Origin of the sequence: Fretibacterium sp. OH1220_COT-178, from assembly GCF_003860125.1 — a bacterium.
Classification (GTDB): Bacteria; Synergistota; Synergistia; order Synergistales; family Aminobacteriaceae; genus CAJPSE01.
Genome location: NZ_RQYL01000015.1, coordinates 25,591 through 41,965, shown reverse-complemented (window position 1 = coordinate 41,965; position 16,375 = coordinate 25,591). Strand labels below are relative to the sequence as shown.

The window sequence follows — 16,375 nt, the reverse complement described above, 5'->3', positions numbered from 1 at the left end:
CATCGCGTTATGATTTTTCTTTTGCTTACGACTCGAAAGAGCTGGCGACGGATGCGCCGGCTTTTTCGCGGCAGGCCCTGCAGACGTAGGAGAGCTTCAAATCGTAGGAATCGATGTCGAAGCCGGTCTCCCGCTTCAGGCGATCCGTGAGGTCCGCGATAAAAATGTCCCTGAGCTCCCCGCAGCATCGGCAGATCAGATGATCGTGCCTCACGGTGCGGTCGTAGCGGTCGGGCTGGCCTTCGATGTTCATCCGGCGGATCAGCCCCGCCGCACAAAGAGAGTTCAGGTTGTTGTAGACCGTTGCCATGACGATCGAGGGGTATTGCCTTTTCATCTCCATAAAGACCTGCTCGGCGGTCATGTGCTCGCCCGCTCTGCTCACGATCTCCAGGATTCCGCTGCCGTATTTCGTCATCTCGATCTCCGCCATCGTTATTAGAATTAAACTAAGTCTAATTTATTCCATCCTGCCTGATTTGTCAAGACCCTTTTTGTCGTGTTTGCGCTTTGTTAAAAAGATTTTCTTTTTCCTTCGGGGGGTATGCTACACTTGAAAAAAACGCGGGGCGTTTCAATCTCGACGGCTTCCCCAGGGACGGGATGAGGTCATAAGGGGATGGTGCTTATGGACGACAAGGGAGAAATTGTCAGCAGCTGCGACATTGATGAAAACATCGCGCTGCAGATTTGGACGAAGGGGCTCTCTCCCCGTCTGGTGGTCCTCAACAAGAACAAGAACGCGAGAAAGCTGATCCACCTTTCCTGGCTGGAGAAGCGGGATCGGAAGCTGTCCGTCAAGGGACGAAAGCGGGGGGAGAGCTCCGTCTACGAGATAGGGGAGTTCCTGCCCGCGCTTCAGCGCATCCTGTCGGAGTATGCCGTGTACACGGCGTTTCGTCCCAAGCTGTGGAAGTTTGCTGTGGACCTGGAGAGGGTGCTTCACGTCCCCGAGGTCGTGACGGACCGGGGGGAGCTGAACCTGCTTTCGGAGGACAAGCGGTCCGCACTCTGGGTCGCGGACCTCACGGGGGAGGACAAGAAAAAGGGCGAGTTCCGTCCCTTTTTTCCGGTGTCTCCCGAGGAGCGGGGAGCCCTGTCGGCTCCGCTCGAGATCAAGGACAACGCACGCTCGGTGGAGGACCTCCTGAGGACGGGGGCGGTCCGGCGGCTGGCGCACGCGAACCCGGCCCGATGGCACAGCCCGCTTCGCATCGCGGCTGCGGCGATGCTGCTGGGCTTCTCCTTCTGCGAGGCGGACGGCTCCGAGATGGTCGACCTGTTCTGGCGGGGCGAGGGGGATCCGGCACAGAACGTCCCCCGTCGGTCGGGAGCCGGCGGCGTTTCCTTCGGCCTTCGCGATCCGCGCCTCATGGGAATGGGGCGCAAGCTGGTGGCCTTCATCCGCCATTTCGAGGCCGCCAAGGCGATCGAGTCGAGGACCTCCCTGGACAGCGACAAGGAGCTGCTGGATCGGGGCTGCGTGCGCAAACACCGGCTCGTCTTTCAGGATGGGACCATAGGCGATGTCTCCTACGCCGTCACCTTCTTCGACGACGAAAAGGGACGGATGGCGCTGGGCTGCAAACCCAAAGCGGCGACTCTGCGCCATGAGGGGGAGCTGATCTACGTTTTCCCCGCCGATATCTATGAAAGGGCCCTTCTGCACGACACCCTGGGAGGCCCGACGGACGACTTCTTCACGGTGACGCAGCTGGTCTGGGCCCGACAGTTTCGGGACTGGTACGACAGCGTGGCTCCGTATGTTTCCTCCTTTGCGGGGCTGATCTGACGTCCGCCTCGTTTCACGGCCGGCGGGGCTCCTGTCCCCGTCGGCCGAAAAACCACCCCGAAAACCACCCCGTTCCGACCGTCCCGAAGGACCAGACGCATTTGTTCGAACCGGCTTCATCGTATACAATTCGGTGAAGGTGAGTGGATATTTCGGAACTTTTCTGAGGTCTGACGTGCATCGCAAACCATGGGAGTCGGGAGGGGATCGGAGTCATGATGTTGATGTTTCTGAAGGTGGTCGTGCTTTCCACGGCGTTGTTGAGCGCCTCGGATTTTCCGGAGCTTCGGAGGGCGGAGGCGCCTGTGGATTCGGAGGCGGCGGTTCGGGGGGCTTCCCTGGACGGCGAGGCGGCCGAATCCGGGTCGGAGGAGGGGAGCGGGGCTGCGGCGAAGCTGGCGGAGCGTGAGGCCGATCTGGCGGCGCGCGAGGCGGCCCTTGCGGAGCGCGAGGCGGATCTGGCGGAACAGGGCAAGGTCGTTCCCGAGGCGGCGAAGCTGGCGGAGCGTGAGGCCGATCTGGCCGGACGTGAGGCGGCCCTTGCGGAGCGCGAGGCGGATCTGCTGAAGCAGGACAAGGCTTCGTCCGCCTCGTCCGCGGAGCTTGCGGAGCGCGAGGCTGCGCTGGCGAAACGCGAGCTGGCCCTTGCGGAGCGCGAGGCGGAGCTGGCGAGACAGGATAGGGAGTCGTCCACGGAGCTTGCGGCCCGCAAGACCGCGCTGAAGAAAGAGGCCGAGCTGGCGGAGAAGCGCGAGGCGGACCTCGCGGGGCGCGAGGCCGAGGTCAAGAAGAAGGAGGCCGAACTGGCCGCGAAACGGGAGGCGGAACTTGCGGGGCGCGAGGCCGAGCTGAAGAAGAAGGAGGCCGCCCTGACCGAGAAGGAGGCCGCCCTTCAGGTCAAGGAGATCGCCCTGATGGATAAGGCCCCCGTCGTTGCGCAGGCGCAGGGGAACGTCCTGCCGGACGTCGACGGCCCCGGGGCGGTCGTGGTCAAGCGGGAAAACGGCTTGATGAACTGGACGGAGAACTACATCGAGGCCATCGGCACGGCGGTGGCCCCCACGGGGACGAAGGGCGGACAGGCCAAGGCCCTGGCCCGCAGGGGGGCGACCCTGGATCTCCAGCGCAATCTGCTGGAGTTCCTGAAGGGGGTCCAGATCGACTCGAGCACCACGATGAACGACTTCATGGCGGAGGACCGCGTGCGTTCCGAGATCAGCGGCGTCGTCAAGAACGTGGAGGTCATGAGCGGGGAGTGGGACGGCGAGACCTACACGGTCACCGGCAGGATCAAGCTGCCCCCGGTCCGGGCCGTCGTTGCGCCCAGGATACCGGTCGACAGGGAGTACAAGGAGCCCAAGCCCAAGAAATCCTCCGGCCGCTACACGGGGCTCATCCTGGACGTCCGCCACCTTCCCCTGGTGCCCTCGATGAGCTTCCGTGTGCTGGACGAGAAGGGCAAGCCCGTCTACGGCATGGAGTTCGTCGACCAGGACCGCTACCTCCAGTCCGGGCTTTGCGCCTACTACAACAACATCAACTACGCGAAGGGCGAAATTCACGTTGCGGGCAATCCGATCGTCGCCAAGGCCCTGAAGCTCAGGAACGGCAACGTGGATATCGTCGTCAGCAACGCCGTGGCCGCGAAGATCCGGGGCAGTTCCTACGACTTTCGCAAGGACTGCAAAGTGATCGTGGTCTCCAAGTAGGCGCCGTCCGATGCTCAGAGGATCGGATTTTCGTGCGGCAAGGCCCCTCCCGAGGCGAGGGGCCCTCGGACTGGCGGCGCTTCTGGCCCTGTGCCTTGCGGTGCTGCCGGGAATGGGGGCGGGCTCGGCCTGGGCGGAGAAGAAGACGGGCTCCAAGCCCGTCGGCAAGCTCATCACCGTCGAGGTCGAGGGTTACGCCCCGATCGTCGACGGCGCCAGGAACAAGGCCCGTGAGGACGCCAAACGCTCCGCCATGCGCGAGGCGCTGGAGAAGGCCCTTGGCGCCTACGTCTCCGGCATCACGGAGATGAAGAACTTCGAGGTGGTGAAGGACAAGGTCTTCTCCCAGTCCCAGGGGATCGTCAAGGGGATGGAGATCCTGAAGGAGTGGGAGGACGAGGATGGGGTGCTCCACCTTTCCGTCCGGTGCGATGTGGCGGAGGCGGCGCTGGACGGTGTTCTGGGGCCGGTCGTCATCGACGCGCTGGGGAACCCCAGGATCATGGTCCTCCTCGACGAGCGTATCGGCGACAAGCCCTCCTTTCTCTCCACGGCCGAGAGCGAGGTCCTGAGGGTGTTCGAGAAGGCGGGGTACCTGCTGGTCGATCCCACCCAGGCCGGGACGCTCAAGGACATCGATCTGGCCGCGGCCCGCAGCGAGGAAAATCCCGAGAGGCTGAGGGAGATCGCTCGGGACTTCCAGGCGGACGTGCTGATCTACGGCAAGGCCTACGCCAGCGCCTATGCGGATCAGAAGATCAGCGGCGTCCGCATCTATGGAGTGCGCAGCACCGTCCAGCTGAGGGCGGTGCTGGCTTCGTCCGCCTATCAGCTGGGGTCCGACACCTATGAGGAGAAGCAGAAGGGGACCTCCGTCGAGGACGGTGCGGTCAAGGGCTTGAAACCGGGCGCGAGCCGTGCGGGAAAGAGCCTGGTGAACAAGATCGCCTACGCGCTGGTCTCGGGGACGGCGGGGGGGATCCCCGGGCGGACGATCAAGCTCAAGCTGGCCGGCGTGACGTTCAAGGAGGCCAAGGCGCTCAAGGAGTCCCTTTCGGGGCTCGAGGGGGTGACCGGGGTCTATCAGAGGCAGTTCCGTAAGGGCGAGCTGGAGCTGGACGTCGTCTCGGACAAGACGGCGGAGGATCTGGCCGGTATCCTTTCGGACGGAGGTTATGAGATCGACGGCGTGTCCGGAGCCCTCGTGGAGGGTCGTGGAACGGAGGCCTCCGCCCCATGAGAGGTGCGAGGAATGCGTACTTTTGGGGGCTCTCGTCCTTTGTCCTGCTCTTCTGTCTCGTCCTTCCCGCCCCGGCCGTTCCGCTCGCCGAGCCCGTGCCGACGGCCGACCTGTTCGAGATGACGGAGGAGAGCCTCCAGGCCGATTGGCAGGAGAACCGCGCGGTCGTGTGCGGCGTGGGCCGTATCGTTCACAATACGGGCCAGGGAAGGCTTTTGGCCCGCCGTGCGGCCCTGACGGATGCGCGGCGCGGCCTGCTGTTGCTGCGTCGGCGCATCCTGGACGACCCCGCGCTGCGGGAACGGGCGTTGTGGCTTGCGGGCCACGTCCCCCCGGTGAGGGTCCTCTCCGAGAGGATCGAGGGAGGGCTTTATTTTATCGAGGTGGAGACGGCGCTCTCCCGCCTGCTCGGCCGGAGCGGGGAGTCGTATCTGGCGGGCGAGATGCAGCGCCTGCGCCTGAGATGACGAGGCGGCCCGAGGCAGGGTTTTGGCCGGAGATTTCGAGGAGGAGACGATGAAGGCTTTGAGATTTTGGGGGTCGGGCGCGGCCCTGGTTTTGGGACTGGTCCTCTGTCTGGGTTCGGCGTGCGCCCATGCGGCTCTGCCGAAGGGGTCGATCGCGGTGTTGGTGAAGAGCGCCTCCGCGCAGGAGGCGGCCCAGGCCGCCTCGATATTTACGCGTCAGCTGATCGCCAAGGGGTACAAGGTCGTGGATCCCAAGAAGCTGGAGGCCATCCGCCGCAGCAAGGCCGCGGCCCTGGCCCTCGACGGCAACGTCGACGCCATCATGAAGCTCGGCAGACAGTACGGGTTCAGCACCATGGTCACCGCGCAGGTGGAGGCGGGGCGTCCCGTCCTGAACGAATTTCAGCTCTATACGGGAACGTCCTCCGTGGCCGTCATGGTGACGGCCTCCAACGGAAGCCAGATCTACGCCGACACCGTTGCGGGCAAACAGGTGGGCTACACGCCCTCGGAGGCTCAGCAGAAGTCGCTGGAGGCCGCCGCGGCACTGGCCGTCAAGAGGATGACCGAATAGGGGCGTCCTCCGGATGAAAAGGGGGAGAGAGATGAGGCGGACGGTGCGTTTGCTGTCGTGGGGGCTGGCGCTGCTCCTCGTCTGCGCGGGCTTCGCCGAAGCGAAGCCGCGCCTGGCGGTTCGGGAGTTCGAGAACAAGGCCGGGGGCAGCGTGCCGGCCTCCGCCATCACGGAGATGATGACCACCGAGCTCTACGAGGCGGGGCTCTTCACCCTGGTGGAGCGCGAGAAGCTGAACTACGTGGCGGACGAGATTCGTCTGAGTCAGTCGGGGCTGATGGACGAGTCGACGGCGCCGCAGTTGGGCAAGATCAAGGGGGCGCGGTACTCCATGACGGGGGCCGTCACGGAGTACCATTACAAGGCGGCCGGCGGGGCCGTTCCCATTCCGGGCATCGGAGGGGCGGGGGGCGTCTCCAACACGGCCTATGTGACGCTCGACATCCGCGTCATCGACAATCAGACGGGGGAGGTGGTCTACGCGGCCGCGGAGCGCGGGGCCTCCAACCAGACGATCGGCGGGCTCGTCACCAGGTACGGCGGCTTCGGCGCGGGCAAGGTCAACGGAATCCTGGCTGCGGCCACCCGGAAGGCCGTGGTGAAGCATGTGGAGGGCATGAGGGGCCTGAGCCTCGATTGAAGGTCGAAGAGGATCAGGTTGTTGCGTTCGCGCGGCGGTGCCGTGGAGGGGCGGGGGCGGCGTGTCCCCGGGAAAGCGGAGGTGTGTGGGGAATCATGAGGATGCGGATAAGGGTTTGGTTGGCGTCGTTGGCGGTTCTGGCCCTGTTGGCCCTGCCGGCCTGGGCGCAGGAGGGCAGGGTGCGGATCGGCGTCTTTCAGTTCGAGAGCAAGGCGTCCGGGGTGTCGCAGCAGCAGGCCAACGCCGTGATGGACTTGATGACCCGAGCGCTGGCGAGCTCGAAGTCGATCTCGGTGATCGAGCGGGAGCAGCTGGACAAGGTGGGCAGGGAGATCCGGCTGGGGCAGTCCGGGCTCGTGGACACCAGCACCGCGGCCGAGCTGGGCCGGGTGGCTGGGGTCCAGTACATCCTGCTGGGTGCCGTTACGGAACTGAGCAAGAAGGCGTCGGGAGGGGCGATCCCCCTCTTCGGCGAGATCGGCATCGCGACGGGCTCGGAGGAGGCTCGCGCGACCATCGACGTCCGCCTCGTGGACACCTCGACGGCCGAGGTCAAGCTGGCGCTCTCCGAGACGGGGTTCTCGTCAAACGAGATGTCCGGGCTGTACCTGGGCGGGGCCGTTCTGGCGGAGGGAACCTTCGACGGGCTCGAGAGCCGTGCGATCGGGGACTCGGTGACCCGGCTCGCGGCGCGCATCCGGAGCATTGTGGGCGGCGAGAGCTCGTACGTCGTGGCGGTGCGCGACAAGGAGGCGACGATCGACATCGGTTCCTCCATGGGGGCCAAGGAGGGCGCCCTGTACCTGGTCTATGCCGACGGCAAGTCGATCCTAGGCATGAACGGCGAGGTCATCGGCCGCGAGCGCCTCGCCCTGGCCGCGCTCAAGGTGCGTGAGGCCGCCCCCGCCTACAGCAACTGCGTGTTCGTGAAGGGCAGCAGGACGGCCCTGGTCCGACGCGGGGACAAGGTGGAGCCGATCAGCGCGAAAACGCTGAAGTCCGTCAAGTATGCCGATTCCCGCCCCTCCGCGTCCAGCGGGACCTTCGAGCAGATCTTTGGCGAGGGAGGGCAGGGAGGAGCCGCTCCGACGGCGGAGGGCCCCCTTCCGGATCCCAAGGCGGAGCCGAAGGCCTCCGAACCCGCGGCGGAGAAGCCGGCCTCGGATCCGGCTCCGGCAACGGCTCCAGCAACGGCAGAGGCTCAGAAGATCCCGGGATTCGACCCCAACGGCTCCACGGACGCCAAGGTCATCCAGACCTACGCGCTCTCCGCCGGGGACAAGAACCTGCTGGGGATCATGCAGCGCAACGCCTACAACAAATTCAGGAACGGCCGCTACAAGGACGCCTATCAGGAGTTCTCCAAGGCGGCGGACGCCTACGGTACGGTCAATTACCTCTCCGCCTACTGGGCCGGGGTGTCGGCCCACAAGCTGAAGAAGAAGGAGGACGCCCTGCGCTGGATCGAAAAGGCCCTCGAGATCAACCCGGATTACAAGCCGGCTCAGCAGTTCAAGGCCAAGACGCTGAAAAAGTAGGGGCAGTCCGGATCATTCGATTGACGCGGGGGACAGGCGACCGTTTCGGGAGCTTGTCTCCCGCCGCTTTTTCGGTGGGGATGGGCGAGTTCCCTTTTGGGGGGGGATGCGCTACAATTTGAGGTGTTGACGTCATTTTCTCGACAGCTCGAGCATCGGTGCCGCCATTTGGGCGGGGTTGTGGGAGGTGCGGTTCCCTCGGCAGGAGAAGAACGTGCGCCTCGCGTCTTAAGGGGAATATCGACAAGGAGGCGGTTGTTGAAATGTCGCGGAAGGAAGACAACGAAAGCGGAACCCGGAAAGGGATACAGGCATTTCCAGGTGCGAAGGACCCCGCAGAGGGCGGAAAAACGGTCCGCCGGCGCAGCCTTGCGGTGTCCATGTGCCTTGTCTTCGTACCCGTAGTGGCCCTGATGGCCTTTGCGATCTCCCTGTCCGGCTATCTCAACGCCCAGGGCATCATCCGCCGCGAGGTCGCCGCCCAGATACGCGTGGAGGTGAAGTATGGCCTGGAGTACGTAAACTCCTTCTTCTCCCGCCAGAGGGCCCTGGCCCAGAGCCTGGCCCGGACGGTCGAAGCGCAGTTCGGCAAGCTGTCCCGGGAGGATTACGACGCCTTGCTGGTCAAGACCATCTCGCTCTACGAGGAGACGTTCGGCATGGGGATCTGGTTCGAGCCGGACGCCTTTCCCGGCCTGAAGAAGTTTGCTCCCTACGCCTTCAGGGAGGGCGGGGTCGTCAAGCCGGACGACACGTACACGACCAACGACTTCGACATCTGGACCTCGGAGTGGTACGTCGTGGGCAGAGCGGGCAAGGAGGGGGGCTGGACGAAGTTTTACGTGGACCCCGCCACCAACGTTCCCATGGTGACGTTCTGCTACCCCATGTACCGTGCCTCGGGCGCCCTGTTGGGCGTCGTGACGGTGGACATCGACACCACCAGCCTGAGGGACGAGATCGGCTCCATGAAGCTCGGGTTCGGGGGCAGGGCGATCCTGCTCGAGCCCGACGGGACGGTACTGGGCGGACTCGACGCCTCCCGTTCCGGGAAGGATATCCGCGACGGGGCCAATCCGTCGCTGAAGAAGGCCGTGGACGAACTCCTCTCCCGCCCTGCCGGCGAGGCGGCCTTTACGAACGAGGAGGGGGACAGCGTCCTTTTCTACTCCACCGCTCCGGATACGGGATGGAAGTTTTGCATCTGGGTGACCGAGCGGGGCATGTTCGTATTCGCGTCGCTCGAGTACCTGCTCTGGATGTCGGCCCTGACGGGGGGCGTTTCCCTGGCCGTCGTTGCCCTGATCATCGTGCTGTTTGCCCGCAATATCGCGAAGGTGGCCGGGCGCTACAGCCGCTTTGCGGAGTTCATCGCGTCGGGTGATCTGAGAAAACGGGACGACGACACGATCGGGATGCGGGCGGACGAGCTGGGCGATACCGGTCGGGCTCTCCTGAGCATGAGGGAGCGTCTGCTCCGGATCCTCAGCGACACGCAGGAGAACACCATCGCCGTGGACGAGAGCGCCAAGAGGCTGGCGGCCTTTGCCCAGGAGATCGCCCGGGCGGCCGAGCATGTGGCCATGTCCATCACGGACATAGCCCAGAGCTCCTCGGACCAGAACGAGCGGCTTACCGGCATTCATGAATCCCTGGCGGCCTGCGACGAGGACATCGGCTCGATGGACGGCATGATCGGAGAGGTCGGTGCGTCGACCCAGGCAATCGAGGACATGGCCAGGGAGAGCCATCGCGAGATGGGGAACATGAGCGGGTCGTTCGAACGCCTGGGCTCCATGTTCGGCGATGTGCTGGAGAAGGTCCAGTCCGTCGGGGAGAGCACCCGGAGGATCGACGAGATCACCGGGATGATCAACGATTTGGCGGAGCAGACCAATCTTCTGGCGCTCAACGCGGCCATCGAGGCGGCACGGGCCGGCGAGTCGGGGCGAGGATTCGCCGTCGTCGCGGAGGAGGTGCGCAAGCTGGCCGAGAAGAGCCGGGACTCCTCCCACGAGATCAACAAGGTCATCGAACAGATCATGAAGGACTCCCAGGTCATGATCGATTCGACCGAGAAGGTCAATCAGGAGATCGTGACTCAAGGGGAGGCGGTACGCCAGACCATCCGTTCCTTCGAAAACATCGTCGGGGCCGTGGACGAGATCATTCCCAAGGTAAGGTCGGCCCAGGAGCTCTCCCGCAAAGTGCGGAACGAGGAGAGTGCGCTGCAGGACAAGGTGGGCGAGGTCTCCTCCCTCTCCCAGACCATCGCCTCCAGTGCCGAGAACATCTCCGCCTCCGCGGAGGAGATGAGTTCCTCCACCCAGGATGCCTCGGCCTCCCTGTCGGAGCTGGAGAAGATGACGAACAAGATGAAGGAGGACGTCGAATTTTTCAAAATCTGACGGGCCTCCGTGCTTTCTTCCCGAGGCGGACCTCTCTCTGCGGAGGAGGTCCGCTGTTTTGTTGCCCTTTGCGTTAGGGAGGAGGGGAGTGAAACGGGCTCCTCCTTCCAGGGGAGGATGTTTTTCGCCTGCCGTCGCGCCGGGGTCCCAAAGGACAAAGACCGCTGTTCAAATTTTAACCCACAAACATTTGATTGGGAGAGCCTTTGTGCATTGCCTGAAAACCTGTGTTCTTGACAGGACGGCCGGGAGAGGCTATATTTCTTTAAGTTTCACACTGCAAACTAAAGGAGTGGTAAGCGTGAAGAACAGGAGATGGCGTATCGGTACGGTTTTGTTCGCATTGATCTTTGCCCTCATGGCTTTGGGCGGGTGCGGAGGCGGTTCCGACAACAAGAAGCCTGCGCCGGGTCCTCAGCAGCCGGGTCCTCAGCAGCCGGGCCCCCAGCCTCAGGGCAAGGCTCTCGAGAAGTGGAACGGGACGTGGAAGAGCTTCGACGACTTCGTGGATGAGGATGCCATGAAGCCCGTATACGCGGAGGTCGCGAAGCACGCGCCCGGGTATACCGCAAAGGGCGTCGAGGGCTTTTTCGAGGAGATGTACCACACCGACTTCGACAGCCTCAAGGTCAGCGGCGACACGGTCACCTTCATGGACTCCAAGGGAGCCGCCAAGGGAACGCTGACCTATGTGTCCAAGGGAACCCAGAAGCGGAAGATTGAGATGGCGGGGCAGACCATGGAGGTCGAGTGGCACCTGTTCGAGGCGCCGGCCGTAAGCGGTGCGACGAACAAGGCCATGCATGCGGACGGCGATTTCGATCCCAGTAAGTCCTGCAAGTATCTTGCCCTGTCCCCTGTGCACCAGGATCGTCCCGACAGCCTCAAGCACTGGCATATGCGTTACGGCAACAGGAGCCTGGAGGCGCTGATGGACGACCCGGATCTCGCCTTGTGGTGGCCGACGCTTTGCGCGCCCGACACCAAGGTGGCCGATGTCGCCAAGGACCAGCTGGGGGAGGCCAAGCTCCTGGCCACGATGCTCCCGCCGCCGATGGGCCCCTGGAAGGGCGATTGGATCTCGGCCTATGAGCTCCACAGGAGCGACAAGATGCTTCCCGCCTATGAGAAGATCGCTCAGGAGGCGAAGAAGCTGGGCAAGAACTACACTGCCGAGGACGTGAAGAACTACTACCACAAGCTGTTCGAGACGCCTTTCGATCGCGTCTCCGTCACCGACGGGATTAGCGTACAGTTCAAGAAGGCGGACGGCACGGTCGTCGCAAACTCGCCCTACCGGATCGACGGGCTTGACGATGGCTGGTGGATTTGGATCGAGGGGATGGTTGCCGGCTACAAGACCGTCGTGGCCACGCACCCTCATGGTCAGGGCACGACCCGGCATTGGCACATGCGCTACGCCGACGACAAGACGCCCGATCAGCTGAAGGAGCTCAAGGGCTGGACGCCGACCTTCTATGATCCGAAGGTGACGACGCTCGACCTCTATGTGAAGAACTACATGGACACGGCGGAGAGGAAGGCCAAGGGCCTGCCGGACAAAAAGTAGCGGTCCGTTGTTTGGCACAACCCATGGAAAGAGGGAGGCCGGAGCTCGAGCTCCGGCCTCCCTCTTTCCATGGGTTATGGGTTCTGCACGGCGAGGCGTTCCCGCGTCCTCTGCATCGTCGCGAAGAGACGGACGATATAGGTATCGGACCAGCCCTTGCCCGTGTACAGCGTCTCGACGAGCATCACCATCAGCACCAGAAGAAGGCAGCCGATAAGCGTGGCCAGAACGATCGAGACCTGTTTGCGGATATCGGGTTTCGTGTAGGATTCGTGAATCTCGACGTCCTTGGGCTCCTGTACGCGGAATCCTTTTTTGCGGAGCTTCTCCCGCTCCCATTTGTCCCAAAGGCTCATCACGTCACCGTCCTTTCGAGTCTAGCGCCTCCGCCGAAGGATCGAAGCCAGGGCCAGCCCGGCGATCGCCGGAAGGGCGATCCCCCAGGCGTTGCACCCTCCGCCGCCCTCCTCCTTCTTCCCCGGACGCCTGTCGGAGGATTCGGGGTAGCCCGGCTGGGGGTTCGGCCCGGTCGCGGCGACGTAAAAGCTCAGGTTCCATTTCCCGTCCGCGGCCCCGTCGCCCAGAAGGATGTAGGGGACCCCGTCGTCCTTGACCACCTCGCAGAAGGCCGTGTACTTGGCCTTGGGGCTCTTGGCGTCGGCCAGGAGCACGATGAAGTCCAGGTACAGGCGGTCGTCGTGGATGAAGGCCCGCACGCAGTCCCTGGGCGCGACCCCGCGGTTCCCCAGCGCGGAGAGAAGGTTCATGTCGAACTCGTTCGTCGCCGAGGACCGCACCCAGATCGTCCCGAATTGGGCGAAGCGGTCCAGCAGCTGCCCCTCGTCCGCGCGGTCCAGCTCATCCCAGCGCCCCACGAGCAGCTGTTCCTGCCTGGGGATGCAGAGACGGATCTGAACGGGCAACAGGGCGATCTGGGCGGGAACGTCGCGGGAGACGACGTCGCCCGAGGCGTCCCGGGAGAGGACCTCCGTATCCATCGAGACGAGCCCCGCCGGGACCAGGGAATCGATCTCGAAGGCGTTCAGGGCGTCGGCCTTGATGTATTTGTCCGCGACGCCGTCAAAGGCGTATCCGGAACGGGACATGACGGGCGGCTTGCCCATGAGGAGGGTCAGCTCACGCTCGGTGTTCGTCTCGTTCTTAACCACGTCGGCGAAGGTCATGCCGAAGGCGGTGAGGCGCCAGCGATAGCGGCTCCCCGACAGGGAGGGCGAGTAGACCCGGCCGAGACGCGTCATCCCCCCGACCCGGCGATAGAAAAGGCGCAGATCGTGCGGCTTCTCGGGGCTGGGGAACGGATAGAGGCGGAACGACTCGCTGGAGCCGTAGGTCGTATCGATCCTGTTCTCGTAGAAGGTCACGAGCCCCGGGGCGACCTGGCTCTGGGGGTCCAGCTGGAAATGCGGGGGCAAGCTGCCGTAGAGGTCCGGAGTCAGATCGTAGGCCCAGTGAAGGGGCTTCAGGTCCCGCGGTCCTCGGCCCCCGATGAGGTCGTCGGAGGCGGGAACGTCCAGCGTGTCGTACCGCTGGACGCGGTAGCGCGTCCCGGTCCGGTTCGTGATGCGGGACAGCAGGGTATAGGAGGGCATCCGCCCTCCGTAGGGGGCCATGATGAAGAAGGTCCCGAGGTCGCGGGTCTTGTTCTCGTTCACGCCCCACCGGAACTTGGTGCGGGTCACGACGTCCCCGACCACGTCGCCGCTCACGTAGCCCCCCGGAAGATCGCCGCTCGTCTCCTTCACGGTCATGTCGAAGTAGAGCTCGTGTCCGGGCTCGGAGGCCGGGCCGTCGAAGACGTTGGCGACGACCAGCGGGATCTTGATCGACTCCCGGTATCCCTTGTAGCCCAGGTCCAGGCTGGCGGACTGGCGGAAGGTGGCGTGCCCCAGCGAGCTGCCGTGCTCGTCGGGATGTGCCGCGAGGAAACGGAACGTCCGCTCCATGGATGCGCCCTGGGCGACGCGCTGGGGGACGTCCGGGTGGGCCTGCACGTCGTACTCCGGCACGGAGACGAGGACGTCCTCCATGATGTCTCTCGAGGCGACGTCGGGGGAGGCGGGCGTGTTCCACCAATAGGGGAAATGGCGTGCCCAGTGGTTGGCGAAACGGACCCTCAGCTCGCCGCGCCCCTCCGGGATCACCAGGAACAGGGACTCTATGGGGTCCATGTAGCTGTCGTAGAGGGGCGTCACCGGGTAGGGCTGCGGTTCGTCGATGTAGACGTGCTCGAAGTCGTAGAGAAGGTCCGCCGAGGTCACCATCGGCACGACGGGCGCCTCGCCGCCCCGCGTCCGCCGATAGCGGGGGTGGGTGTCGTCCTCGTGGAAAATACGCCAGAACCAGTTCTCGAAGCTCGTCGCGAACCATTGGGCCCCCGCGATCGTATGCCCGTCCCGGGGCCCGCTGACGTCCCGGAGCTGGTACTGGTAGTCCGATTTCGGGTAGGGGTGAATGGGGTCGGGAAGCGCCCCGTGCGCGTCGGAGCCCCACAGCGCCGCCCCGGCGAGGAAGATAACGAGCAGCCCACGCAAAGAGCGCATATTCCTTTTCATGAAAGTAAAGACCTCCTGCACTCGAACTTTTGGAGAAAACCACCCAAAAACGGGCACGTCTCCATGTCGTGCCGGTTCTCGAGAGGGCTTCCCCTAATTATACTTCCAAACCTGCCCGGTAGCGCAACAAAAAGCGCCGCCCTCCGAACGGGGAGGGGCGGCGCCGGACGAACATGCCGCTCCGCGGGAATGGGCGGCGTGCTCCGAGGCTACTTCATCAGACGTTCCTTGTCGTACGGTATCCCCTCGTTGTACTCCTTCAGAAGCTGAGCGACCTTGCCGCTCAGGAGCAGCAGGGCGATGAGGTTCGGGATCACCATGATGCCGTTGAAGAAGTCCGTCAGCTCCCAGACCAGTTCGATCTTGAGGGCACTGCCGATCAGGATGCACAGCACGACGATCAGTTGGTAGGGCAGCAGGCCCTTGGAGCCGAAGAGGAAGCGGATGTTCGTCTCCCCGAAGTAGTACCAGCCGATGATCGTGGAGAAGGCGAAGAAGAGCAGGCAGACGGCGATGAAGGTATAGCCGTACTCGCCCATGAAGTTGGACCTGAAGGCCTCCTGGACGAGGACGATCCCCTTCTTGATGGGGGCTCCGGAGGCGTCGAAGTTCGTGTCGAGGACGCCCGAGGACATCACGCTGAAGATCGTGATGTTCAGGACGACGAAGGTGTCGATGAAGACGGCAATGACGCCGAGGACGCCCTGCTCCACGGGGTGATTGACCTTGGCGACCGCATGGGCGTGGGGGGTCGAGCCCATGCCGGCCTCGTTGGAGAAGAGGCCGCGGGCAATGCCGTAACGGGCCGCAGTGGCCACCGCGACGCCGGCGGCTCCGCCCCAGACCGCCTTGGCGGAGAACGCGCAGGCGAAGATCTGCCCGAACACCGCCGGGATGTGGGAGGCGTTCGAGATGATGAGGATCAGGCCGGCGATGATGTAGAGGACCGCCATGATGGGGACGAGCTTCTCCGTTACCGCCGCGATGCGCTTGACGCCGCCCATGAAGATGGCGCCCGCGACGACGGCGAGGCCGATTCCTACGTAAAGGGGCTCGACCTCGAAGGCGTTTTTGAAGGCGTCGCTGATGGAGTTGGCCTGGACCATGTTGCCCATGAATCCGAGGGCCAGGATGATCGCTACGGCGAAGAAGCCGGCGAGGAACTTGGCGACGGGGCCGTTCCCGAGCCCGCGGGAGATGTAGTAGGCCGGGCCGCCGACCACCTGCCCCGTGTCGTCCTTCTCCTTGTAGAGCTGCGCCAGGCAGGCCTCGCCGAAGTTGGTGGCCATGCCGAAGAAGGCGGCGACCCACATCCAGAAGATGGCGCCGGGACCTCCCGTGACCAGGGCGGTCATGGCGCCCACCAGGTTGCCGGTCCCGACCTGCGCGGCAATGGCCGTAGTCAGGGCCTGGAACGAGCTCATGCCGGACTTTCCGGCCGCCTCGCCGAACAGCGAGAAGCTGCCGAAGAGCCTCCGGCAGGCCGTGCCGAACTTGGAGACCTGGACGAACTTCAGCCGGAACGTGAAGAAGAGCCCCGTGCCGCAGAGGATGGGGATCAGGAAATGCGTTCCCCAGAGGAAGCTGTTCGCCTCGGTGACCCATTTCAGCAGCTGCTCGAAAAACGGCGACGAAAAAATGTTTTCCATAACCAACATCGACTCCTTCCTTGAAAGAAAAATAAGAGTAAGCCGTGCGGAACGGCGGAGGTTTAAAACGGCAGACGGGGCGGCAGAAGGCACAGCCTTATTTTATAAGCAGGGGGGCAAAATGTACACGGAGACAAGGACAAATTATATTTTGCAGAATTGGGCCTTCATCTTTGAAAATGACAGGGCGCGCGAAGCAAACGGATCCAAGCGCC

13 protein-coding genes are annotated in these 16,375 nt (G+C 63.9%); 9 read left to right on the top strand and 4 right to left on the bottom strand.

The annotated features are described in order from the left end of the window. Nucleotides 1-25: 25 nt before the first annotated feature. Nucleotides 26-433 carry a Fur family transcriptional regulator gene (locus tag EII26_RS07275; RefSeq protein WP_233572657.1) on the bottom strand — a complete coding sequence of 136 codons (408 nt, stop codon included), beginning with the start codon at nt 431-433 and terminating at the stop codon, nt 26-28. 186 nt (nt 434-619) lie between these two features. Between EII26_RS07275 and EII26_RS07270 the strand changes: the two genes are divergently transcribed. The 9 genes from EII26_RS07270 (at nt 620) to EII26_RS07230 (ending at nt 11,938) form a co-directional block, all read left to right on the top strand. Continuing rightward, nucleotides 620-1,792 (top strand): hypothetical protein, encoded by a 1,173-nt coding sequence (locus EII26_RS07270; protein ID WP_233572656.1) that lies wholly within the window; start codon nt 620-622, stop codon nt 1,790-1,792. Nucleotides 1,793-2,007: 215 nt separating this feature from the next. Next, on the top strand, nt 2,008-3,501 hold the full coding sequence (locus EII26_RS07265) for a hypothetical protein (RefSeq protein ID WP_124888492.1): 1,494 nt from the start codon (nt 2,008-2,010) through the stop codon (nt 3,499-3,501). Nucleotides 3,502-3,511: 10 nt separating this feature from the next. Then, nucleotides 3,512-4,741 (top strand): flagellar assembly protein T N-terminal domain-containing protein, encoded by a 1,230-nt coding sequence (locus tag EII26_RS07260; protein WP_124888491.1) that lies wholly within the window; start codon nt 3,512-3,514, stop codon nt 4,739-4,741. Then, complete coding sequence (locus tag EII26_RS07255; RefSeq protein ID WP_124888490.1) at nt 4,738-5,208, top strand: hypothetical protein; 471 nt, start codon at nt 4,738-4,740, stop codon at nt 5,206-5,208. The genes EII26_RS07260 and EII26_RS07255 overlap by 4 nt, the downstream gene beginning before the upstream one ends. Nucleotides 5,209-5,257: 49 nt before the next feature. Continuing rightward, nucleotides 5,258-5,782, top strand: coding sequence for a hypothetical protein (locus EII26_RS07250; protein ID WP_124888489.1), 525 nt, complete (start codon nt 5,258-5,260; stop codon nt 5,780-5,782). 31 nt (nt 5,783-5,813) lie between these two features. Further along, on the top strand, nt 5,814-6,422 hold the full coding sequence (locus EII26_RS07245) for a CsgG/HfaB family protein (protein ID WP_158612198.1): 609 nt from the start codon (nt 5,814-5,816) through the stop codon (nt 6,420-6,422). A gap of 95 nt (nt 6,423-6,517) precedes the next feature. Continuing rightward, nucleotides 6,518-7,960 (top strand): CsgG/HfaB family protein, encoded by a 1,443-nt coding sequence (locus tag EII26_RS07240; protein WP_124888487.1) that lies wholly within the window; start codon nt 6,518-6,520, stop codon nt 7,958-7,960. A 263-nt stretch (nt 7,961-8,223) separates the two neighbouring features. Continuing rightward, entirely contained in the window at nt 8,224-10,368 is a 2,145-nt protein-coding gene (locus EII26_RS07235; protein ID WP_124888486.1) for a methyl-accepting chemotaxis protein, read from the top strand. A gap of 301 nt (nt 10,369-10,669) precedes the next feature. Beyond that, nucleotides 10,670-11,938, top strand: a complete 1,269-nt coding sequence (locus EII26_RS07230) for a ZinT/AdcA family metal-binding protein (protein WP_124888485.1) — start codon at nt 10,670-10,672, stop codon at nt 11,936-11,938. Nucleotides 11,939-12,012: 74 nt separating this feature from the next. Here EII26_RS07230 and EII26_RS07225 read toward each other — a convergent pair whose 3' ends face one another. The 3 genes from EII26_RS07225 to EII26_RS07215 form a co-directional block, all read right to left on the bottom strand. After that, a complete protein-coding gene (locus EII26_RS07225) occupies nt 12,013-12,294 on the bottom strand; it encodes a hypothetical protein (protein WP_124888484.1) in 282 nt (93 codons plus the stop codon). A gap of 21 nt (nt 12,295-12,315) precedes the next feature. Beyond that, complete coding sequence (locus EII26_RS07220; RefSeq protein ID WP_124888483.1) at nt 12,316-14,511, bottom strand: hypothetical protein; 2,196 nt, start codon at nt 14,509-14,511, stop codon at nt 12,316-12,318. A gap of 209 nt (nt 14,512-14,720) precedes the next feature. Continuing rightward, nucleotides 14,721-16,160, bottom strand: a complete 1,440-nt coding sequence (locus EII26_RS07215; protein ID WP_233572655.1) for an alanine/glycine:cation symporter family protein — start codon at nt 16,158-16,160, stop codon at nt 14,721-14,723. Nucleotides 16,161-16,375: the final 215 nt, after the last annotated feature.

Excerpts from the sequence above, each read along its gene's own strand:
- EII26_RS07250 (WP_124888489.1), top strand. The coding sequence starts at position 5,258 with ATGAAGGCTTTGAGATTTTGGGGGTCGGGCGCGGCCCTGGTTTTGGGA.
- EII26_RS07275 (WP_233572657.1), bottom strand. The coding sequence starts at position 433 with ATGGCGGAGATCGAGATGACGAAATACGGCAGCGGAATCCTGGAGATC.
- EII26_RS07225 (WP_124888484.1), bottom strand. The coding sequence starts at position 12,294 with ATGAGCCTTTGGGACAAATGGGAGCGGGAGAAGCTCCGCAAAAAAGGA.
- EII26_RS07245 (WP_158612198.1), top strand. The coding sequence starts at position 5,814 with ATGAGGCGGACGGTGCGTTTGCTGTCGTGGGGGCTGGCGCTGCTCCTC.
- EII26_RS07215 (WP_233572655.1), bottom strand. The coding sequence starts at position 16,160 with ATGGAAAACATTTTTTCGTCGCCGTTTTTCGAGCAGCTGCTGAAATGG.
- EII26_RS07270 (WP_233572656.1), top strand. The coding sequence starts at position 620 with ATGGTGCTTATGGACGACAAGGGAGAAATTGTCAGCAGCTGCGACATT.
- EII26_RS07260 (WP_124888491.1), top strand. The coding sequence starts at position 3,512 with ATGCTCAGAGGATCGGATTTTCGTGCGGCAAGGCCCCTCCCGAGGCGA.
- EII26_RS07255 (WP_124888490.1), top strand. The coding sequence starts at position 4,738 with ATGAGAGGTGCGAGGAATGCGTACTTTTGGGGGCTCTCGTCCTTTGTC.
- EII26_RS07265 (WP_124888492.1), top strand. The coding sequence starts at position 2,008 with ATGATGTTGATGTTTCTGAAGGTGGTCGTGCTTTCCACGGCGTTGTTG.
- EII26_RS07235 (WP_124888486.1), top strand. The coding sequence starts at position 8,224 with ATGTCGCGGAAGGAAGACAACGAAAGCGGAACCCGGAAAGGGATACAG.
- EII26_RS07240 (WP_124888487.1), top strand. The coding sequence starts at position 6,518 with ATGAGGATGCGGATAAGGGTTTGGTTGGCGTCGTTGGCGGTTCTGGCC.
- EII26_RS07220 (WP_124888483.1), bottom strand. The coding sequence starts at position 14,511 with ATGAAAAGGAATATGCGCTCTTTGCGTGGGCTGCTCGTTATCTTCCTC.